Annotated in this window: 21 protein-coding genes, 1 tRNA gene and 1 riboswitch; of the genes, 14 read left to right on the top strand and 8 right to left on the bottom strand. The window is 69.2% G+C overall.

Features of this window, described 5'->3' with window-relative positions:
* Positions 1-15 precede the first annotated feature (15 nt).
* From pepN to gcvP, 12 genes are all read left to right on the top strand, one after another.
* A complete protein-coding gene (gene pepN / locus G4H71_RS22120) occupies positions 16-2565 on the top strand; it encodes an aminopeptidase N (protein ID WP_072740236.1) in 2550 nt (849 codons plus the stop codon).
* The gene (locus G4H71_RS22115; RefSeq protein WP_072740222.1) at positions 2565-3194 is read left to right on the top strand and encodes an NUDIX hydrolase; all 630 of its coding nucleotides are present in this window, start codon (positions 2565-2567) and stop codon (positions 3192-3194) included. Before pepN ends, G4H71_RS22115 begins: the two co-directional genes overlap by 1 nt.
* Positions 3195-3293: 99 nt before the next feature.
* A complete protein-coding gene (locus G4H71_RS22110; protein WP_072740221.1) occupies positions 3294-3902 on the top strand; it encodes a CDP-alcohol phosphatidyltransferase family protein in 609 nt (202 codons plus the stop codon).
* On the top strand, positions 3902-4765 hold the full coding sequence (locus G4H71_RS22105; RefSeq protein ID WP_072740220.1) for a DUF881 domain-containing protein: 864 nt from the start codon (positions 3902-3904) through the stop codon (positions 4763-4765). The genes G4H71_RS22110 and G4H71_RS22105 overlap by 1 nt, the downstream gene beginning before the upstream one ends.
* 10 nt (positions 4766-4775) lie before the next feature.
* On the top strand, positions 4776-5126 hold the full coding sequence (locus G4H71_RS22100; RefSeq protein ID WP_072740235.1) for a small basic family protein: 351 nt from the start codon (positions 4776-4778) through the stop codon (positions 5124-5126).
* 1 nt (position 5127) lies between these two features.
* Complete coding sequence (locus G4H71_RS22095; protein ID WP_072740219.1) at positions 5128-5868, top strand: DUF881 domain-containing protein; 741 nt, start codon at positions 5128-5130, stop codon at positions 5866-5868.
* 45 nt (positions 5869-5913) lie between these two features.
* Positions 5914-6318, top strand: coding sequence for a glycine cleavage system protein GcvH (gene gcvH, locus G4H71_RS22090; RefSeq protein ID WP_072740218.1), 405 nt, complete (start codon positions 5914-5916; stop codon positions 6316-6318).
* A gap of 400 nt (positions 6319-6718) precedes the next feature.
* Complete coding sequence (odhI, locus tag G4H71_RS22085; protein ID WP_072740217.1) at positions 6719-7216, top strand: oxoglutarate dehydrogenase inhibitor Odhl; 498 nt, start codon at positions 6719-6721, stop codon at positions 7214-7216.
* On the top strand, positions 7213-7950 hold the full coding sequence (gene ftsR / locus G4H71_RS22080; protein ID WP_072740216.1) for a transcriptional regulator FtsR: 738 nt from the start codon (positions 7213-7215) through the stop codon (positions 7948-7950). The genes odhI and ftsR overlap by 4 nt, the downstream gene beginning before the upstream one ends.
* A gap of 133 nt (positions 7951-8083) precedes the next feature.
* A complete protein-coding gene (locus tag G4H71_RS22075; RefSeq protein ID WP_072740234.1) occupies positions 8084-8557 on the top strand; it encodes a bifunctional nuclease family protein in 474 nt (157 codons plus the stop codon).
* 272 nt (positions 8558-8829) lie between these two features.
* Complete coding sequence (locus tag G4H71_RS22070; RefSeq protein WP_072740215.1) at positions 8830-9462, top strand: MerR family transcriptional regulator; 633 nt, start codon at positions 8830-8832, stop codon at positions 9460-9462.
* Positions 9463-9523: 61 nt separating this feature from the next.
* Positions 9524-9635, top strand: a riboswitch (glycine riboswitch).
* Between the two features lie 162 nt (positions 9636-9797).
* Positions 9798-12641 (top strand): aminomethyl-transferring glycine dehydrogenase, encoded by a 2844-nt coding sequence (gene gcvP, locus G4H71_RS22065; protein WP_072740214.1) that lies wholly within the window; start codon positions 9798-9800, stop codon positions 12639-12641.
* Between the two features lie 87 nt (positions 12642-12728).
* Here gcvP and G4H71_RS22060 read toward each other — a convergent pair whose 3' ends face one another.
* The 8 genes from G4H71_RS22060 to G4H71_RS22025 form a co-directional block, all read right to left on the bottom strand.
* The gene (locus G4H71_RS22060; protein WP_072739047.1) at positions 12729-13862 is read right to left on the bottom strand and encodes a metallophosphoesterase; all 1134 of its coding nucleotides are present in this window, start codon (positions 13860-13862) and stop codon (positions 12729-12731) included.
* Position 13863: 1 nt separating this feature from the next.
* Positions 13864-15624 carry a substrate-binding domain-containing protein gene (locus G4H71_RS22055; protein ID WP_246442682.1) on the bottom strand — a complete coding sequence of 587 codons (1761 nt, stop codon included), beginning with the start codon at positions 15622-15624 and terminating at the stop codon, positions 13864-13866.
* Positions 15625-15765: 141 nt separating this feature from the next.
* Positions 15766-17949 (bottom strand): malate synthase G, encoded by a 2184-nt coding sequence (locus G4H71_RS22050; RefSeq protein ID WP_072739049.1) that lies wholly within the window; start codon positions 17947-17949, stop codon positions 15766-15768.
* 135 nt (positions 17950-18084) lie between these two features.
* Positions 18085-19335 (bottom strand): saccharopine dehydrogenase family protein, encoded by a 1251-nt coding sequence (locus G4H71_RS22045; RefSeq protein ID WP_072739050.1) that lies wholly within the window; start codon positions 19333-19335, stop codon positions 18085-18087.
* Between the two features lie 9 nt (positions 19336-19344).
* Positions 19345-19758, bottom strand: coding sequence for a DUF2784 domain-containing protein (locus G4H71_RS22040; protein WP_072739138.1), 414 nt, complete (start codon positions 19756-19758; stop codon positions 19345-19347).
* A gap of 177 nt (positions 19759-19935) precedes the next feature.
* Complete coding sequence (locus tag G4H71_RS22035) at positions 19936-20358, bottom strand: universal stress protein (RefSeq protein WP_072739051.1); 423 nt, start codon at positions 20356-20358, stop codon at positions 19936-19938.
* A gap of 162 nt (positions 20359-20520) precedes the next feature.
* Positions 20521-22020 (bottom strand): SDR family NAD(P)-dependent oxidoreductase, encoded by a 1500-nt coding sequence (locus G4H71_RS22030; RefSeq protein ID WP_083343238.1) that lies wholly within the window; start codon positions 22018-22020, stop codon positions 20521-20523.
* A 143-nt stretch (positions 22021-22163) separates the two neighbouring features.
* Positions 22164-22249: transfer RNA gene (locus G4H71_RS22025), tRNA-Leu, on the bottom strand.
* Between the two features lie 140 nt (positions 22250-22389).
* Between G4H71_RS22025 and G4H71_RS22020 the strand changes: the two genes are divergently transcribed.
* Positions 22390-23742: a M20/M25/M40 family metallo-hydrolase gene (locus G4H71_RS22020; RefSeq protein ID WP_072739052.1), complete on the top strand. Its 1353-nt coding sequence runs from the start codon at positions 22390-22392 to the stop codon at positions 23740-23742.
* Between the two features lie 51 nt (positions 23743-23793).
* Positions 23794-24324 (top strand): YbhB/YbcL family Raf kinase inhibitor-like protein, encoded by a 531-nt coding sequence (locus G4H71_RS22015; RefSeq protein WP_072739053.1) that lies wholly within the window; start codon positions 23794-23796, stop codon positions 24322-24324.
* The last annotated feature ends 38 nt before the right edge of the window (positions 24325-24362 follow it).

Below are 24362 nucleotides of genomic sequence, written 5' to 3'. Positions count from 1 at the left end.
GCAGGATCGGGTTTCGTGAGCACCGCCAACCTGACCCGCGAGGACACCGCCCGCCGCAAGACCGAGATCGACGTGCTCGGCTATCGGGTGGAACTGGACCTGCGTGACGCCGCACCGGCCACGGCCACCGACGCCGGGGCGACGACGTTCCCGACCCGGACGACCGTCGAGTTCGCGGCCCGCACCGACCGGACCTGGCTCGACTTCCTCGGCGCGCGAGTCGACGCCGTCACCGTCAACGGACTCGACGTCCCGGTCCGCTACGACGGCGCTCGGATCGAACTCACCGGGCTCGGCTCGGTGAACGTGGTCACGGTCGAGGCCCGCGGCACCTACAGCCGCTCGGGGGAGGGGATGCACCGGTTCACGGATCCGGTGGACGGCGCCACCTACCTGTACACCCAGTACGAACCTGCCGACGTCCGCCGGGTCTTCGCCTGCTTCGAACAGCCGGATCTCAAGGCCCCGTTCACCTTCGTCGTCGAGGCTCCCGAGTCCTGGCAGGTGCTGTCCAATCAGCGAGTCGCCCACCGGCGGGGCGACCGCGTGACGTTCGAGCCGACCCTGCCGATCTCCACGTACATCACCGCGGTCGTCGCGGGCCCGTACCACCGCGTCGAATCCGATTGGCGTCGAGGCGATCTCGTGGTGCCGCTCGGGATCTACTGCCGCGCGTCGCTGGCGCCGCACCTCGATGCCGAGGAGATCGTCGAGATCACCCGGCAGGGCATGGACTTCTACGCCGAACACTTCGACTATCCGTACCCGTTCGGCAAGTACGACCAGGTCTTCGTGCCCGAGTACAACCTCGGTGCGATGGAGAACCCCGGGTGCGTCACCTTCACCGAGGCCTACATCTTCCGCGGCGCGTCCACCGAGGAACAACACCAGCGCCGCGCGAACACCGTCCTGCACGAGATGGCGCACATGTGGTTCGGCGACCTGGTCACCATGGCGTGGTGGGACGACCTGTGGCTCAAGGAGTCCTTCGCCGACTACATGGGAGCACTGGTCGGTGCGGAGGCGACCCGATTCGACGACGCATGGGTGGCCTTCGCGAACCGGCGCAAGGCCTGGGCCTACCTGCAGGACCAGCTGCCGACGACCCACCCGATCGTCGCCGACATCGGCGATCTCGAGGCGGCCAAGCTGAACTTCGACGGCATCACCTACGCCAAGGGGGCGAGCGTGCTGAAGCAGCTCGTCGCGTACGTGGGACGCGAGGCATTCTTCACCGGCGCCCGCCGCTACTTCCGTGCACACGAGTTCGGGAACACGACGCTCGCGGATCTGCTCGCGGTGCTCGAGGAGTCGTCGGGACGCGATCTCACCGAGTGGTCCCGGCGCTGGCTGGAGACCAGCGGTGTGTCCACCCTGTCCTGGGACGGAACGGCGATCGTCCAGACCGACCCGCGGCCACACCGGATCGCCGTGGGACGGTACGAGCCGGACGCGGCGGGGCGTCTGGTTCGCGTCGAACGCCTCGAACTCGATCTCGTCGAGGAGCGCACGCCGGTGGACATCGCGCCCGCCGCAGTGGTGTTGCTCAACGACGACGACCTCACCTACGCGAAGGTGAGGCTCGACGAGTCCTCGCTGCGGACCGTCGAGGAGGCACTGGATCGCATCGTCGATCCGCTCGCCCGCGGCCTGGTGTGGTCCGCGCTGTGGAACGCCACCCGGGACGCCGAACTGGACGTCGACCGATACCTGTCGGTGGCGCGCCGGCACGCACCGGCCGAAACCAGCAACGTCCTGCTGACCTCCGTGCTCGGCAACGCGGCCTTCGCCATCGCGCACTACCTTCCCGTGGAGCAGCGTCCCGCCGCCTGGCAGGCCTGGCTCGACACGGTGTGGAACGAGGTACAGCGCGCGGCCCCGAGGAGCGACGCGCAATTGTCCTGGGCGCGGGCACTCGCGGCCGCGTCGGCGTTCGACGGCCGCTACGCGGACGGTATCCGGGCGCTCCTCGAGCCCCCGAAGGGCCACGAGAGAACGGGGAGGCTCGAGGAACTCGCCGTCGAGCTGGTCCACCCGGACCCGGATCTGCGGTGGGCGCTGTGGACCGCCCTCGTCGCGACGGGCAATGCCGACGCGGACGATCTCGACCGCGAACTCGCCGACGACGACACCGGCAGTGGACGCACCGCGTACCTGCGTGCGCTCACCTCCGCGCCGGACCCGGACGTCAAGGCCACGGTGTGGGCGAGAATCCACCGTGCCGGCACGCAGGACGACGAGGCGCAGACGGACGGCACACTGTCCAACGACCAGCTCGACGCCGTCGTCTCCGGGTTCACGGCCGGTGGCCGCGCCGATCTGACAGGTCCGTATGCCGGCGCATACTTCGTATCGTTGCGGCAGGTCTGGGAACGGCGCAGCATCGAACTGGCCCGTCGCTTCGTCGTCGGGCTCTTTCCCGATTCCGAATCCACCGACGATGCCGACGCGTGGCTGACCGACAACGGCGACGCACCGGCGGCGCTGCGTCGGCTGGTACTCGAGCAGCGCGACCACCTGGCCCGTGCGCTCCGCGCCCGAGCACGAAGTGATAGACCTCGGTGATGACGTCGAACGTATCCGGCACCTCTCCACTCGACCGGGACAGGTTGAGCCGGACGCTGGCGGAATTCGCGCCACGGACGGTGGAGCCGGACGGGCGCCGCGCCGCATCGGTGGTGCTCGCGGTGATGCGGGATGCGGCGGGCGGGTATGTCCTGCCCCTCACCATGAGGCCGGGATCGATGCGCGCTCACGCCGGACAGTTCGCCCTGCCCGGCGGCAGCGTCGACCCGGGGGAGACCGCCGCGGACGCCGCCCGCCGTGAGCTGGCCGAGGAACTCGGTGTCGCCGTCACCCCTTCCGAGGTGCTCGGACGGCTCGACGACTACGTCACCCGCTCCGGATTCGTCATCACCCCGTTCGTCGTGTGGACCGATCAGCGGATCGAGGACGCCGAGCCGAATCCGGCCGAGGTGCACACGGTGTTCGCGGTCACCCCGGACGAACTCGACGTCGACCCGCGGTTCGCTCGCATCGAACAATCGCCGCGGCCGGTGATCCAGTGGCCGTTCCGTGGGCACCTGGTCCACGCGCCGACCGGCGCCGTGATCCACCAGTTCCGCGAGGTGGCGCTGCACGGCCGACACACCCGGGTCGACGAATACGAGCAGCCGGTGTTCGCCTGGCGCTGAACGCGCCGGAGCCGCGCGGCACCATGTGGCCGGAGCCGGACGGCACCATGTGGAAGAGTGGCGGCATCGAGCGGCGCGAGACAACCGGGAGGGGCACAGGTGGGTTCGGTGGAGCCGGAGATCGTGCGTTCCGACCGCATCGCGACGGTTCCCAACGCGCTCAGCGCGCTCCGGCTTGTCGGGGTGCCGCTGTTCGCCTACCTGCTCCTCGTCCAGCACGCCGACGGGTGGGCGCTGATCCTCCTGGTCGCGAGCGGTGCCACCGACTGGCTGGACGGCAAGCTCGCCCGGTTGCTGAACCAGTCCTCGAAACTCGGTGCCCTGCTCGATCCGTTCGTCGACCGGCTCTACGTCGTCGTCACGCTGGTGGCGTTCGTCGCCCGGGACTTCATCCCCTGGTGGCTGGCCGTGATCCTCGTCGGACGCGACCTGATCCTGGCCTGCACTCTGCCGATCTACCGGCGCCGGGGACTTCCGCCCCCGGACGTGATCTACCTCGGCAAGGCCGCGACGTTCGCACTCATGTGTGGGCTCCCGATGGTGCTCGGGGCACAACTCGACTTCGCCGGTGCGGGGATCGCCCGGGCGTGGGGATTCGCCTTCCTGATCTGGGGGACGGCGCTGTACGTCTGGACCGGGATCGTCTATCTCCTCGAGGCCCGCGTGGTCGCCAGGACGGTTCCGGTCACCGGGCGGGAAGCGCAGTGATGGATCGTTCCGACCCGACGGTGCGTCGCAACCCGGTGCCGTCGCTCCTGCGGTCGCTCATGAACGAGCACCTCGACCCGGGCTATCTCGCGGCGGCCGAGGACCGCGACCAGGCCCACACCCGCACCACCCGGTGGTCCTCCGGACTGTGGCTGGCGCTCGGGGCGGTGCTCGTCGGGTTCGTGCTCGCCTACGCGGCGGTCGACGCCGCCGAACGCATCCCCGGGACCGAGCGCGAGCGCGGCGAACTGCTCACGGCGGTGCGCGACGCCGAGAACAGGGCCGCGGCAGTGGAGGCACGCCGCGACGAGCTCACGCCCCAGGTCGATGCGGCTCGCACCACCGTCCTCGCCGGGGATGCGGAGGGTGCGCAGGTGCTCGCGGCGCTACGCGAGGTCGAGTCCGCAGCCGCGCTCGAACCCGTGCACGGGCCGGGGATCGTCGTCACTCTCACCGACCCGCCACCCCGGCCGGGACTGTCCGATTCGTCGCAGCGCACCGTCGGCGACCGGGCCGTCGTTCTCGATCGCGACCTGCAGATGGTCGTCAACGCCCTGTGGCACGACGGGGCGGAGGCGGTGGCCGTCGACGGGGTGCGGGTGGGACCGAACGTGACCATCCGCCAGGCCGGCGGCGCGATGCTGGTGGACAATCGGCCGGTGTTCTCGCCCTACGAGGTGTCGGCGATCGGGGCCCAGGGTCCCCTGCAGACCGGGTTCGTGGTCAGTGACGCCTATCTGCGCATGGCGAGTGTGCAACAGCTGTACGGAATCGGATTCTCGGTCGCACAGAGCGACGACATCGACCTGCCGGCCGCGCCGGTCCGGTCGCTGCACGAGGCATACCCAGCGGGGGAGCGTTGACGTGAAACAGATGAAGGTCGGCTCGGCGGTCTACGGACTCGCCGCTCTGGTCGTCGGCATCGTCCTCGGGGTGGTGTTCAGCCCGAACGTTCCCGACGCGGTGCAGCCCTATCTTCCGATCGCGGTCGTCGCGGCCCTCGACGCCGTGTTCGGCGGTCTGCGCGCATACCTCGACGAGATCTTCGACGCCAAGGTGTTCGTGGTCTCGTTCGTCTTCAACGTGTTGGTCGCGGCGCTCATCGTGTGGCTGGGTGACCAGCTGGGCGTCGGAACGCAGTTGTCGACGGCCATCGTGGTGGTGCTCGGGATCCGGATCTTCGGCAACGCCGCGGCCCTGCGTCGACGACTGTTCGGGGCGTGAGATGAGCAGCGAGGGCAAGCACGAACTGCACACGGACTCCTCGGGTTCGCGTCGCTCACACGCGGTCTTCGCGATCATCGCGGCGCTGCTGCTGGGTGGGCTGGGCGTCGCGATCGCGACACAGGTCAAGACCACCGGCTCCGGGGACGCCCTCGACTCGGCGAGCCCGGCGGATCTGCTGGTGGTGCTGGACACCGTGAACCAGCGGGAAGCGGCGCTGCGGCAACAGGTTTCCGGCCTCGAGCAGACGCTGAACGAACTACAGCAGGGCGGCGGCCCGCAAGCGGCGCTCGACCAGGCACGGGCCCGGCTGACGTCGTTGTCGATCCAGATCGGGACCGTACCGGCGGCCGGTCCGGGGATCTCGATGACCGTGACCGATCCGAGCAGCGGAGTCGGGCCCGATGTGATTCTCGACCTACTCCAGGAACTGCGCGCGGCGGGAGCCGAGGCCATCGAGATCCGAGGTGACGACGGAGCCGCACTCCGGGTCGGAGTGGACTCGTGGGTGGCCGGCGCGGCCGGGCGTCTCGAGGTGGACGGCCAGGTGCTGACCTCGCCGTACGGCGTTGTCGCGATCGGTGATCCGCCCACACTGGCAGCCGCGCTCAACATTCCCGGCGGTGTCGTCGATCACGTCTCCCGCAGCGGCGGGCGCATCACCATCGAACAGTCGGGCCAGCTCACCGTCGCCGCCTTGCGGGAGATCGAACCGCGCCAATACGCTCAGCCCGGAAACTGACACGAGGCGACCCGGTCCCGGGTCGCAACCGAAAGGAAGCCACCAGTGAGTGAGCTCGACATCCCCGCCGACCTGCGTTACACGGCGGAACACGAATGGGTGAAGCGCACCGGTCCGACCACGGTGCGGGTCGGAATCACCGACTTCGCGCAGTCCCAGCTCGGCGACGTCGTGTTCGTTCAGCTTCCCGCGGAGAAGGAGTCGGTGACGGCGGGCGACTCGTTCGGCGAGGTCGAGTCCACCAAAAGCGTCTCCGACATCTATGCGCCGCTCACCGGCACCGTCGCGGCGGTGAACGCGGCCCTCGACGCCAGTCCCGAACTGGTCAACTCGGGCCCGTACGGAGACGGGTGGCTCGTGGAACTCGAGGTGGCCGACGAGGCCACGCTGGACGCGGCTCTGGCGGGCACGCTCGACGCCGCTGGTTACGAAGAGATAACGAACGGATAGTTCGGTGGCCCTGGGGTTTCGGGAGTTGTACCGGTGAACTGGGCAACTACCGGACACGGTGGCAAGTCCGTCTACACGGCACGGGTCGTGCAGGGTACGGTCGAGGCACACGCGTGTGCCGAGTCGGGGCGCAGGCCGCTCGATGATTGGTGAGGGGAGCAAACCGCAGGGTTGGTGCAGGAGTCGACGCGAGCGGGAGTCGGCTCGGGGGAGCAGCGCACCGGCCGAGTAGGCGAGAAGGACAGAAGAACACGAGCGGTCGGGAACGGCGGGAGCACCGCGGGAACGACCGCAAGGCACGAGGTAGCGCCGAGTCGCGACGAGCAGCACGGTTCGCGGCGGGCCTGAGCACTGCGTCGCCCGGTGAACGAAGCTGGGCGAAGAATCGAGGAGGACAACGGTGAGCGAGAACGGGAACGACGCGGCATACGGGGAGACGCCGGCGGAGACCACTTCGGTCTTCCGCGCAGATTTTCTCAACGAGCTCGACAACTCCTCGGCCGCTACCGGTGCGGAGGCACCGGTCTCCGGCGTCGAAGGGCTCCCCGCCGGTTCCGCGCTTCTGGTCGTCAAGCGCGGCCCCAACGCGGGTTCGCGGTTCCTGCTCGACCAGCCGACCACCTCGGCCGGTCGTCACCCGGACAGCGACATCTTCCTCGACGACGTGACGGTCAGCCGTCGGCATGCGGAGTTCCGCCAGGACGACGACGAATTCCAGGTCGTCGACGTGGGCAGCCTCAACGGCACCTACGTCAACCGGGAGCCCGTCGACTCCGCGGTACTGGTCAACGGTGACGAGGTGCAGATCGGTAAGTTCCGCCTGGTGTTCCTGACCGGTCCCCGTCCGACGGGCGGATCGCAGATCGGTGAGACACCGGCTGGTGCAGGTAGCCAGTGACCGCCGTGCGGCAGCCGGCGCAGTCGGGGATGTCGATCGGTACCGTCCTGGACCGGTTGCGCCCCGACTTCCCGGACGTCACGATCTCGAAGATCCGCTTTCTCGAGGCGGAGGGGCTCATCAGCCCGGAGCGGACGCCGTCGGGCTACCGGAGGTTCTCGGTCGCCGACTGCGAGCGTCTGCGCTACGTGCTCACCGCCCAACGGGATCAGTACCTGCCGCTGAAGGTCATCAAGGAACAGCTCGAGGCGATCGACCGCGGAGCCGCGACGGTCGGTGCCGTCGATGCGGCACCGCGGCGCCCGCGGGCGCTGGCGATCGCCCCCGGTGAGATCTCGCCGGAGGAGTTCCGTGCGCAGCGCGAGGTCCGCATCTCTCGGGAGGATCTGCTCGAGCGGTCCGGGGTGGACGAGAAGTTCCTCACCGAGCTGATCCGGGGCGGCCTCGTCGTTCCGGGTGCTGCGGGATTCTTCGGCGAGGACGCCGTGACGCTCACGCGGACCGCCAAGGCGATGTCCGAGTTCGGCCTCGAGGTCCGGCATCTGCGCGCGTTCAAGCTCGCCGCAGACCGCGAGGCGGGGCTGGTCGCCCAGATCGCCGGCCCCGTCGCGAAGGGACGCGATGCGGGTGCCCGGGACCGCGCCGAGGAAATGGTTCGGGAGCTCGCGGCGCTGTCGCTGACGCTGCACACCTGTCTCGTGAAGTCCGCGGTGCGGGGTGCGCTCGACCGCTGAGCTGGCGTCGGTGGCGATGCGGTAGCGAGTCGATCACCCGGCAGAGTTCGCATAGAATCCAGTTACGGCACTGCGCCGTTCCGGGTCACCCTCGAGGCCGTGCACAGGCCACCCCAGGTTGGAGGCAGACGCGATGAGCGAAATGCACGTGATCGGAGTCCGCGTCGAGCAACCGCAGAACCAGCCGGTACTGCTTCTGCGGGAGTCGAACGGGGATCGCTACCTGCCCATCTGGATCGGTCAGACGGAGGCCACGGCGATCGCCCTCGAACAGCAGGGCGTCGAACCCGCACGGCCGCTCACCCACGACTTGATCAAGAACATGATCGAACTGTTCGGCCGCAGCCTGCTCGAAGTCCGCATCGTCGATCTCCAGGAAGGCACGTTCTATGCGGACCTGGTCTTCGACGGTGACACGAAGCTGTCGGCGCGGCCCTCGGATTCGGTGGCTATCGCGCTCCGAGCGGGTGTTCCCATCTTCGCGGAGGAATCGGTCCTCGCCGAGGCAGGTCTGGTGATGCCGGACGAGCGCGAGGACGAGGTCGAAAAGTTCAAAGAGTTCCTCGAATCCGTGTCGCCGGACGATTTCAAGGCCACCGACGGATAGATTGCACTCTGCCGCACTAACGGGAAGTCACATCTCTCGAGTAAAGGTTGAGACTTTTCGGGCGCGTCGCGTTGACCCCGCAGTGTCGGAGTCATAGCGTTCGATGTAGTGAACGGCACCGTGTCTGCCCCGCAGAACCGGTGATCACCTGCCCTGCAGTGAGCATCGAGCGTACGCTGAGTAGGTCCGCAGGTACCGGGCCGATGTCGGCGTGAGGCGTCACAGGCGCACTGATCGTCGGGTTCAGTGCAACTTGCGAGAGGGAGTAGTCAGTGGGAGAGCGGCCGCAGGACCAGGAGCTGGATCCGAGGCTCGACGGACGTGTCGAGCCCGCGCCGAGCGGTGTCACGCCGGACAGCGAGGACATCCAACCCGGTCTCTTCCCGGACGATTCGGTTCCTGATGACCTGGTCGGCTACCGGGTGCCCAGCGCCTGCCAGATCGCCGGCATCACCTACCGTCAACTGGACTACTGGGCTCGCACCGGGCTCGTCGTGCCCTCGATTCGTGGGGCGGCCGGCTCGGGAAGCCAGCGCTTGTACTCGTTCAAGGACATCCTCGTCCTCAAGATCGTGAAGAGACTGCTCGACACCGGGATCTCCCTGCAGAACATCCGCGTCGCGGTCGATCATCTGCGCAGCCGGGGTGTGCGGGACCTGGCCAGGATCACCCTCTTCTCCGACGGCACCACCGTCTACGAGTGCACGTCCGCGGAAGAGGTCGTGGATCTGCTGCAGGGTGGTCAGGGCGTGTTCGGGATCGCGGTGAGCGGCGCGATGCGCGAGTTGACCGGGACGATCGCCGCATTCCCCGCCGAGCGCGCCGACGGCGGCGAGACGGAGCAGGCACCGGAGGACGAGTTGTCCTCGCGGCGGCGCAACCGCGCGAACCGCAAGACCGGATAGGTCACACCCGGTCACCACGCGCAGAGCAGGCGGCCGCGTTGGCATAGACTGGGATCTGCGTCGACGCCGTGCGGGAGAGTTCCGGGCCTCGAGGAGTCATCCGAGGGGAACGGGCGCCGAAGGAGCAGCACCTCCCCGTCAATCTCTCAGGCACACAGGACCGTGCGGGCTCCGACGCCTCTGGAAAGCGGTGGGAGCACCCACCCGCCCACGGGGAAAAGCGGACTCTCGGGTTCCGCCGAATCTCTCAGGCGCTCGTTCGAGCAGGCGACAGAGGGGGAGGACACACCGGGCTGACCCGCCACGGTGCCTCCTTCGAACCTCTGGAGTGATTCGTGACCGACGCCGAGAACCTGTCCTTCGCCGACCGTCATGTGGGGCCCGACGAGGGCGAGTTGGCCCGGATCCTCGACGTGGTGGGGGTCGCCGGCCTCGATCAGCTGGCAACGTCCGCCGTACCCGCAGCCATCCTCGACGGTGCGGAAGGCGGCATCCCCGACGGGCTCGCAGCGCTGCCCGCCCCGGTGGGAGAGCACGAAGCGCTGGCGGAACTGCGCTCGCTCGCCGAGAGCAACACCGTCGCCACGTCCATGATCGGCCTCGGCTACCACGACACGCTGACCCCGCCGGTACTGCTGCGGAACATCATCGAGAACCCGGCGTGGTACACCGCCTACACGCCCTATCAGCCGGAGATCAGCCAGGGCCGGCTCGAGGCGCTGCTCAACTTCCAGACCATGGTCGCCGACCTGACCGGCATGGAGATCGCGAACTCGTCGATGCTCGACGAGGCCACCGCGGCGGCGGAGGCCATGACCCTGCTGCGTCGCGCGAACAAGAACACCTCACCCCGTTTCGTCGTCGATGTCGACGTGTTCCCGCAGACCCGGGCGGTGCTGGCCACCCGGGCGGAGCCCCTCGGTATCGAGATCGTCGACGCCGATCTCACGGCCGGTCTTCCCGACGGCGAGTTCTTCGGCGTCCTCGCCCAGGTTCCGGGGTCATCCGGGCGACTCGTCGATCACCGCGACCTGGTCGCCGCCGCACACGAGCGCGGCGCGCTGGTCGCGGTCGGTGCAGATCTGCTGGCGCTGACGTTGATCACCCCGCCCGGCGAGTACGGCGCGGACACGTGTTTCGGCACGACCCAGCGCTTCGGCGTCCCGATGGGATTCGGTGGTCCGCACGCCGGGTACCTCGCGGTGCACGCCACACTGGCGCGCCAGCTGCCCGGGCGATTGGTCGGTGTGTCGGTGGACGCCGACGGCGACACCGCGTACCGGCTGGCGCTGCAGACCCGCGAACAGCACATCCGGCGTGAGAAGGCGACCAGCAACATCTGCACGGCTCAGGTGCTCCTGGCCGTGCTCGCCGCCATGTACGCGAGCTACCACGGGGCGGAGGGATTGAGGGCCATTGCCCAGCGGATCGCGAACCGCGCCGAGACCCTCGCGACCACACTGCGCGCGGCCGGGGTGGACGTGGTGCACGAGGCGTTCTTCGACACCGTCCTCACCCGCGTCCCCGGGCGCGCGGCGGACGTCGTGGCCGCGGCGAAGGACGCGGGAATCAACCTGCGCCACGTGGACGACGACCACGTCGGCATCGCGTGTGACGAAGCCACGACCGCAGCACACGTCACGGCGGTCGCCGCCGCGTTCGGGGCCGCCGGCGTCGCGAACGTGGGCGGCAACGCGGTTCCCGCCGCACTCGCCCGCACCACCGACTACCTCCGGCACGAGGCGTTCACGCGCTACCGCACCGAGACGGCGATGCTGCGCTACCTGCGCGCTCTGTCGGACAAGGACATCGCGCTGGACCGGAGCATGATCCCGCTCGGGTCCTGCACCATGAAGCTCAACGCCACCGCCGAGATGGAATCGATCACCTGGCCGGGTTTCGCGGGCCTGCACCCCTTCGCCCCCGAGTCGGACACGCCGGGAATCCGCCGGATCGTCGCCGACCTGGAGACGTGGCTGGCAGCGGTCACCGGCTACGACGCGGTCAGTATGCAGCCCAACGCGGGAAGCCAGGGGGAGTACGCCGGTCTGCTGGCGATCCGCGCCTACCACCTCAGCCGCGGTGACGATCACCGCGACGTCTGCCTGATCCCGTCCAGTGCGCACGGCACCAACGCCGCGTCCGCGGTGATGGCGGGGATGAAGGTCGTCGTGGTGGCCTGCCGGTCCAACGGCGATGTCGACGTCGACGATCTGAAGGCCAAGATCGCCGCGCACACCGAACAACTGTCCGCGATCATGATCACCTACCCGTCGACGCACGGTGTGTACGAGCATGAGGTCGCAGACATCTGTGCGGCGGTACACGATGCGGGTGGCCAGGTGTACGTGGACGGTGCCAACCTCAATGCGCTGGTGGGGCTCGCCCGGCCCGGCCGCTTCGGCGGGGACGTCAGCCACCTCAATCTGCACAAGACCTTCTGCATTCCGCACGGCGGCGGCGGTCCCGGTGTCGGCCCGATCGGCGTGCGCTCGCACCTCGCACCGTTCCTGCCGGGGCACCCGGCGGTGCCGGGACTCGGAGGCGGCGGCCCGGTGTCGGCGGCCCCGTACGGCAGCGCCTCGATCCTGCCGATCAGTTGGGCGTACATCCGGATGATGGGGGCCCGCGAGCTGCGCCGTGCGTCGTTGACCGCGATCGCGTCGGCGAACTACATCGCACGCCGTCTCGACGAGTACTTCCCCGTCCTCTACACCGGCGAGAACGGGATGGTGGCGCACGAGTGCATCCTCGATCTGCGTCCGCTCACCAAGGCCACGGGCGTGACGGTGGACGATGTCGCGAAGCGGCTCGCCGACTACGGCTTCCACGCGCCCACGATGAGCTTCCCGGTGGCGGGAACCCTGATGGTCGAGCCGACCGAGAGCGAGAACCTGGCCGAGATCGACGAGTTCTGCGAGGCGATGATCTCGATCCGCAAGGAGATCGACAGGGTCGGGTCCGGCGAGTGGCCGGTGGACGACAATCCGCTGCGCGGCGCGCCCCATACCGCGCACTGCCTGGTGACCGAGTGGAATCACCCGTACAGCCGGGAACTCGCGGCCTACCCGCGCGGAACGGGCCGTCCGAAGGTGTGGCCCTCGGTGCGGCGCATCGACGGCGCGCACGGCGATCGCAACCTGGTGTGCTCCTGCCCGCCGCTGGAGGCCTTCGCCTGATCCGCCCCTGGATGAATGGCAATTTCATCGCCTCAGAGGCGATGAAATTGCCATTCATCCGGAAGGGGAGCGGAGGCACGGGAGGGGTCAGGGGCGGACGAGTTCGAGGATCGTGATCTCGGGTGGGGTCGCGACCCGCACGGGCGGTCCCCACGTCCCCACGCCGCGGCTGGTGTACAGCACCGCGTCGCCGAACGTGTCGAGGCCGGTGACGGACGGCTGCTGCAGCGGGACGAGGTAGCCGAGCGGCCACATCTGGCCACCGTGCGTGTGCCCGGACACCTGCAGATCCACACCGAGTTCCCCGGCTTCGGGCGCCTGCTTCGGCTGGTGTGCGAGAAGCAGGACGAAGCGCGACGGATCCCGGTCGACGAGGGCAGCCGGCAGATCCGGTCGGTACGGGTCCTCGGACGAATAGTCGTGCACGCCGGCCACGTCGATGACCGAACCCTCCCGTGAGAGCGCCACGCGCTCGTTGCGCAGGGTCCGGATGCCCAGGGTGTCCCAGACGTCGAGCCAGCGTCCGCCGTCGTCGGCGTAGAACTCGTGGTTGCCGCTCACCCCGAACACGCCGAGCGGGGCGTGCAGGTCCCCGAGCGGTTCGAGATCCGGGGCGATTTTGGCCACGGTCCCGTCGACGAGATCGCCGGAGAGGGCCACGAGATCGGGATTCTGGGCGTTCACCAGGTCGACCACCTCCCGGGTGAAGCTCTCCCCGCGTGCCGGACCCACGTGGAGGTCGGTGACGAGGGCGATCCGGGTGCCCACGAACCCGTCCGGGAGCCGCTCCAGCGGAACCTGGACGTGGACGACCTGCGGCCGCGCCGCCTCACCGACCCCGTAGGCCGCGGCCCCCACCGCCGCGATCACGAGGGCCGCGGACGAGGCGCGCAGGACGTTCCGGCGGGACGGGTCGACCGGCTCCGTCCGGCGGGCGCGATGCCACAGCCAGGAGACGGCGCCGATCGCCGTGATGCCGAGAACCAGATAGAGGACCGCCGCCAGCCACACCCAGCCGACGAAGCCGGCGGGGCGAGACCACGACGTCTCGAACACGTCCCCCGCGCCGATACCCACCACGGCCGAGGCCCACAAGACGATCAGTGCGGTCGTCGCAACCGTCGACCAGGGTCGCGGAATCCCGGTGGCTCGGATCAATCGGCGGTACAACAGGTACGAGATGACAGCTAGGAACGCCGCAACCACGGCAAGACGGATCATGTCAGGAGAGCATTCTGTTCACTGCCGCGGCCACCGCGGCATCGTCGGCGGAATCGACCCGCACCAGCGAGCCGCCCGTACGGTCGGCGACCGTCTGCAATGTGGCGGTGTCCGGGCTCGGCCCGCTCCCGCCGAGGACCAGCACATCCACCGTCACCGGGCGCGAGGAGTCCGCGGAGTCCGAGATCGCGGACAGCAGGGCCGCTCGGTCGATGCCCGGGCTGGTATCGGTCGTGCCGTCGGTGACCAGCAGGATCGAGTTCGGACGACCGGGTACATAGCCGGCCGCGGCACGCTCGTACGCCTCGGACAACGCGGCATACGGTGTGGGTCGCCCGGACGCACTCTGGTCGCCGAGTGACGCCACCAGGGACTCGGAGCGAGTCCCCCCGGGCAGGCCTTCCTCGGAGACGGGGCCCAGGGGCACGGCGATCCGGTAGCCGACCGCTCCGTCTGCACCGGAACCTGCCGTCCAGAGCCCGAGATTCGACGAGCCGGGGGATCGCTCCACGTGGGCGGCCAACGCCGAGGACGCGGCCTCCAGGCGGCTGCGACCGTCGTTGTCGGTGCCCATCGTCTGTGAGACGTCGAGGATTACCACCGTGTTGCGCTCACCGAGCGGATCGCGCGCCGCGGCGGTGAGCTCCGTGGCGGTGGCCGCGTCCGCCGGGACGAGGGGAGTGCCGATCGGAGGCAGTGGACGAGGACCGACGCCCTCGGGGCCTTCCGCGCCGCCGACGCGGAAGCCGTGGTCGGTGAACACCTGTGCGCGCTGCGGGTCGAGAGCGAAGTCCACGAACTGCGCTGCCGCCCGGGACGTGGTGTCGTCGGTGCCGGGCCCGCGGAGGGTGACGGCCGGGTAATCGGCGACGGGGGTGGCCCCGGCGGGGGCCACCGCGGCGATTCCCGCATCGGGCCGGTCGCGGAGCAGGGTGAGGATCGACTGCTCGGTGGTGGGGACCGCGTGGACGGCGGCGTCGGCCGGATCGGGGTCGCCGGCGAGAGATTCGAGGAGGGCAGGAGCGGTGGCCTCGGGCTGTCCGCCCGCGGCCTGGTAGCCGGAACCGAGCGCCACGATCGCGGACCGGACGGGGTCGGACTGCGCGACCTCCTCGGTGACCGGGCCCGCCCCCTCGTCGGCGACGGCGGCCGCGACGGCCTCGAGTGCCATCTCCGTCCCGGGTGACTCGGGTCCCATCGGAAGCGCGAGTCCGAGGCTGCCCCACTCGGGTAGGCCCCACGGTGCCAGCGCGGCCGGGTCGTTCTGCATCCACGGCAGATCCCGCCAGCCCGTCCCGGCCTCGGTCATCGCCTCGGCGAGCACGGTGGGGGCGGCCAGGACGATCGGGCTCGTGGCGAGGGAGCGCGGCTCACCGTTCGCCACGGCAGTCGGTGCGACCCGGCGGGCATCGTGGGTGCTGGACGGTACCCACAGCGCCGGACGCGGCCCGAGGTCGTCGTTCCAGCCGGATTCGGTCGTCAGTGCGTCGCGGGCCGAGTCGGAAGCGACGGGGGTGACCTCGGCGGTGACGCATCGGTCCCGGATCACCGGGGTGGTGGCGGAGAACTCCCGGGCGATCTCGGCGAGTCGGGGTGCGATCGCCGGATCCGCGGCCACGTGCAGGATCGACTCGCCCTCGACACATGCCTCGGCCGCGGCGGTTCCCTGGTCCTGGATCCGGTCGCGCAACTGGAGCCATCCGAACACCGCGGCCGCCACCACCGCGCACGCGAGCACGGCGACGACGAGCCCGGTGCTCACGCCCCTGAAGCGCCTGTCGTCGCGATGCCGGCCCACGTGGCCCCCTGTATCCGTTCGGGATTGTCTCGACTTTCGAGTCGGTGCGGGACGCGATCCCCCCGCCGTCGTGGTCGACGGCGGGGGGGATCGCGTCGGTTCAGATCACCAGCCGAACGCCTTCTTGTACTCGCGGCGACGGCGGTGCAGGATCGGCTCGGTGTAGCCGCTCGGCTGCTTCGCGCCCTCGAGGATCAGCTCCTTCGCCGCCTGGAACGCGATGTTGTCGTCGAAAGCCGGCGACATCGGACGGTACGCGGAATCTCCCGCGTTCTGCCGGTCGACGACCGGTGCCATGCGCTCGAGCGAGGCGACGACATCGGCCTCGGACACGATGCCGTGGCGCAGCCAGTTCGCCAGGAGCTGGCTGGAGATCCGCAGCGTGGCCCGGTCCTCCATGAGCGCGACGTCGTGGATGTCGGGCACCTTCGAGCAGCCGACTCCCTGGCTGATCCAGCGGACCACGTAGCCGAGGATCGACTGGCTGTTGTTGTCGAGTTCCTCCTGCTTCTCGGCGTCGCTCCAGTCGGTGCTCGGTGCCAGCGGGATGGTGAGGATGTCGTCCAGGCTCGCGCGCGGGTGGCCCTTCAACTCGTCCTGGACCGCGAAGACGTCGACCTCGTGGTAGTGCGTGGCGTGCAGGGTGGCGCCGGTGGGCGACGGCACCCAGGCGGTGTTCGCGCCCGCCTTGGGATGGCCGATCTTCTGCTCCAGCATCTCGGCCATGAGGTCCGTCATCGCCCACATACCCTTGCCGATCTGCGCCTTGCCCTGCAGACCGGTGGCCAGCCCGGTGTCGACGTTCCAGTCCTCGTACGCGGCGATCCACTTCTGCTTCTTCATGTCGGCCTTGCGGACCATCGGCCCGGCCTCCATCGAGGTGTGGATCTCGTCGCCGGTGCGGTCCAGGAAGCCGGTGTTGATGAACACCACCCGGTCGCTCGCCTCCTTGATGCAGGCGGCGAGGTTGACGGTGGTGCGCCGCTCCTCGTCCATGATGCCGACCTTGAGGGTGTTCTCGGGCAGTCCGAGGACCTGCTCGACGCGGGCGAACAGTTCCGTGGTGAACGCGACCTCTTCCGGGCCGTGCTGCTTGGGCTTGACGATGTAGATCGAACCCGTCCGGCTGTTGTCGAGCGGTCCGTTCTCGTCGCTGCGCCGCAGGCCGTGGATGGCCGCGAGGCTCGTGATCAGGGCATCGAGGATGCCTTCCGGCAGTTCGTTGCCGTCGGCGTCGAGGATGGCGGGGTTCGTCATGAGGTGCCCGACGTTGCGGACGAACAGCAGCGAACGACCGTGCAGGGCGAGCTCTCCACCGTCCAGGGTCCGGTACACGCGGTCCGCGTTGAGGCTGCGGGTGAAGGACTTGCCGTCCTTGGCGATCTCCTCGGACAGATCACCCCGGTTGAGGCCCAGCCAGTTGCGGTAGCCGACGACCTTGTCGTCGGCGTCGACGGCCGCGACCGAGTCCTCGAAGTCCATGATCGTGGTGATCGCGGACTCGAGCACCACGTCCTTCACGCCCGCGGCGTCGGTCGAGCCGATCGGCGAGGCCGGATCGATCTGGATCTCGAGGTGCAGGCCGTTGTTGCGCAGCAGCACCGCGGCGGGTGCATCCTTCTCGCCGAGGAAGCCGACGAGCTTCTCCGGCTGGGCGAGAGTGGTGACGGTGCCGTCCGCGAGAGTGACCTTCAGCTCGGAGCCGTCGATGGCGTAGGCAGTGGAGTCCTTGTGCGAGCCGGTCGCCAGCGGCACCGCGGTGTCGAGGAAGTCGCGGGCCCACGCGATGACCTTGTCGCCACGAACCTTGTTGTAGCCCTTGCCCTTCTCGGCTCCACCCTCCTCGGAGATCGCATTGGTGCCGTACAGGGCGTCGTACAGCGATCCCCAGCGCGCGTTGGATGCGTTGAGAGCGAACCGGGCATTGAGCACCGGGACGACGAGCTGCGGGCCGGCGGTCGAGGTGATCTCGGTGTCGACGCCGGCGGTACCCACCTCGAAGGCGTCGGGCTGAGGGACCAGGTAGCCGATCTCCTCGAGGAAGGCGCGATAGGTCGCGGGATCCGGGGTGCCCGGGTTCTCCCGGTGCCACGCGTCGATGCGGGCCTGCAGGTCGTCACGCTTGGCGAGCAGGTCACGGTTCTTCGGTGCGAGATCGGCGAAGACCTTGTCGGCGCCGGTCCAGAAGGTGTCGACGTCGACACCGGTCCCGGGAAGGGCCTCCTTCTCGACGAAGTCGTAGAGCACCTTGGCGATCTGCAGACCGCCGACCTGAACACGCTCAGTCATGAAAAAGCCTCACTTTTCCGCTCTCGGAGCACCGCGACGGGTGCCTGGATCCCTGTCCATGTTACCTGGGAGTATTCCCGAACTGCCGGGGGATCCGACCGGCCGCACGGCGCTGGTGGACGACCTTCCGGCCGGTCAGAGGCGCCGCGCCGAGAACTCGACACCGGCGTCGCGGAGACGGTCGACGAGCACGTCGCCGAACGCCGTGGCCGGGGTGAGGACGCCTGCCGTGTCGGGCAGCTCGGCGCCGCCGAGTGCGAGGCCGAGGGCGGACTCGCCCAGCATCACCGCCGTCGCCTGGTAGCCGGGATCGCCCTGCGCCTTGACCCGGGCGGTGTAGCGCGCACCGGTGGAGGTCGTCGTGTACAGGTCCATCGTGAACCGTCCCGTCCGGCGGGTCTTCTCGCTCGGTCCCTCGCCGGGCTTCGGGAGGATCCTGTCGAGCAGTGCGCGGGTGGGTCGGAACGCCAGGCCCGCGACCAGCGCGCCCGTGCCGGCGGCGACTGCGGCCGCTACGGGCAGCGAGAGCACGGAGGACCCGACGTTCATCACCTCGCGGTACCGGAAGTCGCGCCCGTAGAACCAGCCGGTGAGCGCGTTCGAGCGTCGGACCACCCGGGTGTTGTAGGACGCCATGACGAACGGGGCCTTCCACCCGCGGATTCCGGGCGCGATGTCGGCGCCCTTGACGACGGAGACGTCGGACTGGCGGCCGAGGTCCGGCTCGGCCGTCCGGTCCGGGCTGAGGGTGTAGGGGGATGCGGCGAGCCGGCGTAGGCCGGCGTCCTTGACCGACACCTCGACCTGGGTGCGCAGGGAGTCGATGGTGCCACCACTGACGCCGCCGCGGAGGTCGGTGACGACGAGCGTGGTGTCGGTGAGGTCCCCTGCTCCGTCGGCGGTCACGGCGCCGTGCAGTACGTGCACACCCAGATCGGACGGGATCGAGTCGAATCCGCAGGAGTGGACGATCTTCGCGCCGGTCGCGACGGCGCGTTCGTGGTTGGCATCGATGCTCTCGCGGGCGAAGAGGGACTCGCCCGTGAGGTCGACGTAGTGCGTTCCGGAGTCGGCGCAGGCGTCGACGAGAGTGCGCCCGTACTTGGCGTACGGGCCGACAGTGGTGGCGACCACCGCGGCGCGCGCGACGAGGCCCGCGATCGAGTCCGGATCCGTGGAGTCCGCGACGATCAGCGGCCAGTCCTCGGCAGCGGGGCCGAGAGTGGAACGAACCGATTCCAGTTTCGCCAGGGAACGCCCCGCGAGTCCGATCCTGGTGTCCGCCGGAGCCGAGCGGGCCAGGTAGTCGGCGACGAGGCGACCGACGAAGCCGGTGGCGCCGAACAGGACGATATCGAGGTCACGAGCGGGTGTGGGTTCGGTCATGGCCCGAGACTACAGCTCGGGTGTGGTGCCGCTCACGAGCGGACGAGGGGGTGTGGACCGACGGCGCCGGCGGGAGACCAGGAGGGCGACGAACCCGATCCACGACGCGATCACCGCGGCCGCGACCAGCGAGCGGACCAGGCCGAGGGCGTCCTCCGGGTAGAGCACGCCGGTGAGGTAGTGGTCGATGAATCCGCTCTGCGGGAGCCGGCTCTCGCCGGCCTTTTCCCGAGCCCAGGATTCGAGGTGTGTCAGTGGGCATTCGTATCCGAAGATCACCCCGCCGAATCCCCACAGGACCGCGGGCACGTGGATCACGATGGTCCACGGCACCCGCCAGGCCAGGAACCCGCCGACCACCACGTAGGCCACGAACAGCAGGTGCACGATCGCGACGGTGAGCGCCAACGCGTGATAGACCATGACGGCCACCTGACACTTCCCACGTTCACCGGTCGATGTGTCACCCAGTCTAGAACGATGCGGCCCCTCCCCACCTGGGTGAAGGGACCGTTGGCCTCGTCAGACCGGTCGAAGGCCACCTTCACCCAGGGGGTGGCGCGGGGAGGGGAGGGAGGGGATGGAGGGGAGGGGAGTCCGTCAGGCGGGGTCCTTGACCACCAGGACGGGGACGTCCACCTCGAGCAGGACACGCTGGAGCCAGCGTTCGAGGAGGAACTTGCCGACGGCCGACTTGCGGCGGGTGCCGACGACGAGGAAGTCGGGAGACTCGTCGTCGACGAGATCGACGAGGGCCGTCACCGGGTCCTCCGACGGCTCGGCGGCGCGGAGTGTCCACGACGTCTCACCGACGTCGCCCGCGTCGAGGGCGGCCTGGATCGCCGAGCGGACCGCGGTGAGATCCTCGTCCGGCTCGGGTGCGCCGTCGACGACACCGCCCACGATCTCGTCCGGCACGTGGAGCACGGTGAGCTGGTGCCGCCGCTGCAGCGCCTCGTGCGCGGCGATCACGATCGCGGCCCGGCCCTCCGGGCTGTCGCGGTGGACCACGGCAACGGACATGAACGCCTCCTCGTAGCTTCGTCCCCGACGAGCTGTAGCTGTGTCCCGGCGGGTTGTCCCCGAGTATCCCAGGTGCCCGTCGCCTCGGCGGCCGGCACACGGGATGAGAGTGCCCACTACGGGTGCGGGCGCCGCCGATCGGTCACACCCGGCAGACTCCGGTCACCAGGGTGAGGGCCGGTAATCCTTGAGGAAGCAACCGTGCAGATCGACCCCGTTCTCGCCCTGGACGATCGGGTCGTAGACGCGGGCTGCCCCGTCCACCAGATCGAGAGGAGCATGGAAGCCCTCGTCCGCCAGCCTGAGCTTGGTGTAGTGCGGGCGCTCGTCGGTGATCCACCCGGTGTCGACGGCCGTCATGAGGATGCCGTCGTCGAGCATCTCCTTGGCGCTGGTGCGGGTGAGCATGTTGAGCGCGGCCTTCGCCATGTTCGTGTGCGGATGGCCCGGCCCCTTGTAGGCGCGGCCGAACTGCCCTTCCATCGCCGAGACGTTGACGACGTACTTGCGCCGCGCGGCGGACGCGGCCATCGCCGGCCGCAGCTTGGACACCAGGATGAACGGTGCCACCGAGTTGCACAGCTGCACCTCGAGCAATTCGATCGGGTCGACTTCCTCGACCGTCTGCACCCAGCTGTTGGTGTGCGCGAGATCCGGGACGAGGCCGCCGGCGTCGATTGCCAGGCCGGCCTCGATCCGATCGACCGTCGCCGATCCGGCGACCACGGCGAGCGAGGCGACGGCCTCCGGAGTGAGGAGAGAACCCTCGGTGGTCGCCGGTGCGAGCGAGCCCGCCAGCGCGGCCGGGTGTGCGTCGCTCGGCTTGCCGAACGCGAGTACCTCGGGAAGATCCCCGGCGGGCAGCGGGGCCGCCTCCGCCTCGGCCAGAGCGCTGTAGGCGCCGGGGGAGCGGCGTACCGTCTGGGCGGCGTTGTTGACAAGGATGTCCAGAGGCCCCTGTGCGGCAACGGAATCCGCGAGCGCGACCACCTGGGCGGGATCGCGCAGATCGATACCCACGATGCGCAGCCGGTGGATCCATTCGGAGCTGTCCGGCAGGGCACGGAAGCGCCGGACGGCGTCGTTGGGGAAGCGTGTGGTGATCGTCGTATGTGCTCCGTCCCGGAGCAGCCGCAGCGCGATGTACATCCCGATCTTCGCGCGGCCACCGGTGAGGAGTGCGCGGCGTCCGGTCAGATCCGTCCGAGCGTCCCGTTTCGTGTGGCTCGTCGCCGCGCACTCCGGGCACAGCTGATGGTAGAAGGCGTCGACCCGGGTGTAGCGCTCCTTGCAGATGTAGCAGGGGCGGGGCCGGATCAGCGTGCCCGCGCTCGCGCCCTCGGCAGTCGAGCTGAGCGGGATACCCGCGGTCTCGTCGTCGATCCGTTCCGGAGATCCGGTGGCGGTGGCGGCGACCACCTGACGGTCCGCCTCGGACACCGCCTTGCGGGTGGCGGCCCGCCGGGCCCGCTTGAACTTCTTGAACATGTGCCCGACGGCACGCTGGACGGCGACGGCATCGGGATGCTCGGCGTCGAGTTCCGCGGCGGCGTCGAGGACACGGAGGAACGCCTCGAAGTCGTTCGCGGCGAACGCGGTCGTGTCCCCGGCAGTGGTGGCTCGGGGAGTTGCGTCCTCGGTGTCGGTCGCTGCGTCGGTCATCGAAAATGCCCTCTCACGAAGAAGGCCCCGGTTCTCGTGAGAACCGGGGCCTTTTCGTCTGTCTCAACTCAGAAAGTTGAAGCCGGTGCCCGACCGAACCGCATCCGACGATCTGGATACCATTCGATTCGGTACTGCTTCGGTGTCCGAGGGGGGACTTGAACCCCCACGTCCGTTAATAGGACACTAGCACCTCAAGCTAGCGCGTCTGCCATTCCGCCACTCGGACCGGCGCCCTGGTTGCTGGCGCCTCGAAAGATTAACCGATGTCGGCTCAGCGCCCAAATCGCCCCGTCGAGGCAGGTTCCGTGTCGCCGTTCAGGCGCGTTCCGCACTGAGTTCCCGCACCGTCGATGGTAGGAAAGTGGTGTGTCCACTGACAACGAAGTCCCAGGCCGGAGCCGTGCCGAATCGGAGGTCGTCGAGCTGGTCAGCTCGCTGATCCGGTTCGACACGTCGAACACGGGCGATCTCGCCACGACGAAGGGCGAGCGGGAGTGTGCCGAGTGGGTCGCCGGCCAGCTCGAGGAGGTCGGCTACGAGACCGAATACGTCGAGTCCGGCGCACCGGGTCGGGGCAATGTCTTCGCGCGGCTGAAGGGTGCGGACCCGAACAGGGGTGCGCTGATGCTGCACGGTCACCTCGACGTCGTACCCGCGGAGCCCGCGGACTGGCAGGTGCACCCGTTCTCCGGCGCGGTCGAGGACGGCTACGTCTGGGGCCGCGGGGCCGTGGACATGAAGGACATGGTCGGGATGATCCTGGCCGTGGCCCGCTCGTTCAAGGCGGAAGGGGTGGTACCCCCTCGCGATCTCGTGTTCGCCTTCGTCGCCGACGAGGAGGCCGGGGGACGGTACGGGTGCCAGTGGCTGGTCGAGCACCGGCCGGACCTGTTCGAGGGTGTCACCGAGGCCGTCGGTGAGGTCGGAGGATTCTCGCTGACGGTGCCCCGCCCGGACGGCTCCGAGCGGCGGCTCTACCTCGTCGAGACAGCGGAGAAGGGCCTCGGCTGGATGCGTCTGACAGCCCGGGGCCGGGCCGGACACGGATCCTTCCTGCACACCGACAACGCGGTCACCACGCTTGCGCAGGCGGTGGCGAGGTTGGGCACGCACCAGTTCCCCCTGGTGATGACGGACGCGGTAGCCGAGTTCCTCGCTGCCGCGGCGGAGGAAACCGGACTCGATTTCGACCCGGCCTCGCCCGATCTGGACGGCACCCTCGCCAAGCTGGGCAGTATCGCGAACATCATCGGCGCCACGCTGAGGGACACCGCCAACCCCACGATGCTCGCCGCCGGATACAAGGCCAACGTGATCCCGCAGACCGCGGAGGCCGTGGTCGACTGCCGCATCCTTCCCGGCCGGCGGGCGGAGTTCGAGAAGACAGTGGACGAGCTGATCGGCCCGGACGTCGAACGTGAATGGATCACCAGCCTGGACTCGTACGAGACGACCTTCGACGGTGATCTCGTGGATGCGATGAACGGCGCGATCCTCGAGCACGATCCCGGGGCCAGGACGGTGCCGTACATGTTGTCCGGCGGAACCGACGCGAAGGCGTTCGCGAAGCTCGGCATCCGGTGCTTCGGCTTCGCGCCGCTGCGTCTGCCTCCCGACCTGGACTTCAGCGCACTCTTCCACGGAGTGGACGAGCGAGTCCCCGTCGACTCGCTACTGTTCGGGACACGCGTCCTCGAACACTTCCTCAGCCACAGCTGACCGGCCCTCCCGACGAGACCAGCAGTTCCCCCCACGAGAAAGGAACCACGGATGGCGTACGACCCCTATGCAGCGCTTCCCGCACTGCCGACGTTCGAGCTCACCTCCCAGGACATCACCGACGGGGCCCCGCTGAAGACCGAGCAGGTCAGCGGAATCTTCGGTGCGGGCGGATACGACGAGTCGCCGCAACTGTCGTGGTCCGGGTTTCCCGAGGAGACCCGGAGCTTCGCGGTCACCGTGTACGACCCGGATGCTCCGACGGCGTCGGGCTTCTGGCACTGGGCGGTGGCGAACATCCCGGTCGCGACCACCTCGCTCGTGACCGCGGCGGGCGACGATCACGGCACCGGGCTCCCCGCCTCCGCGATCACCCTCCGCAACGATGCCGGCCTGCACCGGTTCCTCGGCGCCGCCCCGCCCGCCGGGCACGGCCCGCATCGCTACATCGTCGCCGTGCACGCGGTCGACGTGGACACCCTGGAAGGTGTCACGGCGGATTCCACGCCGGCGTTCCTCGGATTCAACCTGTTCTCGCACGCCATCGCGCGCGCGACCATCCACGGCACCTTCGAGCAGTAGCCGCGACAGTCGTCCACCGAAGGCCGGGCCGGGAGCAC

The sequence above is a fragment of the Rhodococcus triatomae genome, assembly GCF_014217785.1.
GTDB classification, from domain to species: Bacteria; Actinomycetota; Actinomycetes; order Mycobacteriales; family Mycobacteriaceae; genus Rhodococcus_F; species Rhodococcus_F triatomae.
The sequence above is the reverse complement of the archived record's forward strand: the minus strand, read 5'-3'. Positions and strand labels throughout refer to the sequence as shown.

Bases quoted from the DNA above. Each gene is read 5' to 3' on its own strand.
- G4H71_RS22115 (WP_072740222.1), top strand. From the start codon at position 2,565: ATGACGTCGAACGTATCCGGCACCTCTCCACTCGACCGGGACAGGTTG.
- G4H71_RS22105 (WP_072740220.1), top strand. From the start codon at position 3,902: ATGGATCGTTCCGACCCGACGGTGCGTCGCAACCCGGTGCCGTCGCTC.
- G4H71_RS22100 (WP_072740235.1), top strand. From the start codon at position 4,776: ATGAAGGTCGGCTCGGCGGTCTACGGACTCGCCGCTCTGGTCGTCGGC.
- G4H71_RS22095 (WP_072740219.1), top strand. From the start codon at position 5,128: ATGAGCAGCGAGGGCAAGCACGAACTGCACACGGACTCCTCGGGTTCG.
- G4H71_RS22075 (WP_072740234.1), top strand. From the start codon at position 8,084: ATGAGCGAAATGCACGTGATCGGAGTCCGCGTCGAGCAACCGCAGAAC.
- G4H71_RS22060 (WP_072739047.1), bottom strand. From the start codon at position 13,862: ATGATCCGTCTTGCCGTGGTTGCGGCGTTCCTAGCTGTCATCTCGTAC.
- G4H71_RS22050 (WP_072739049.1), bottom strand. From the start codon at position 17,949: ATGACTGAGCGTGTTCAGGTCGGCGGTCTGCAGATCGCCAAGGTGCTC.
- G4H71_RS22045 (WP_072739050.1), bottom strand. From the start codon at position 19,335: ATGACCGAACCCACACCCGCTCGTGACCTCGATATCGTCCTGTTCGGC.
- G4H71_RS22040 (WP_072739138.1), bottom strand. From the start codon at position 19,758: ATGGTCTATCACGCGTTGGCGCTCACCGTCGCGATCGTGCACCTGCTG.
- G4H71_RS22035 (WP_072739051.1), bottom strand. From the start codon at position 20,358: ATGTCCGTTGCCGTGGTCCACCGCGACAGCCCGGAGGGCCGGGCCGCG.
- G4H71_RS22030 (WP_083343238.1), bottom strand. From the start codon at position 22,020: ATGACCGACGCAGCGACCGACACCGAGGACGCAACTCCCCGAGCCACC.
- G4H71_RS22015 (WP_072739053.1), top strand. From the start codon at position 23,794: ATGGCGTACGACCCCTATGCAGCGCTTCCCGCACTGCCGACGTTCGAG.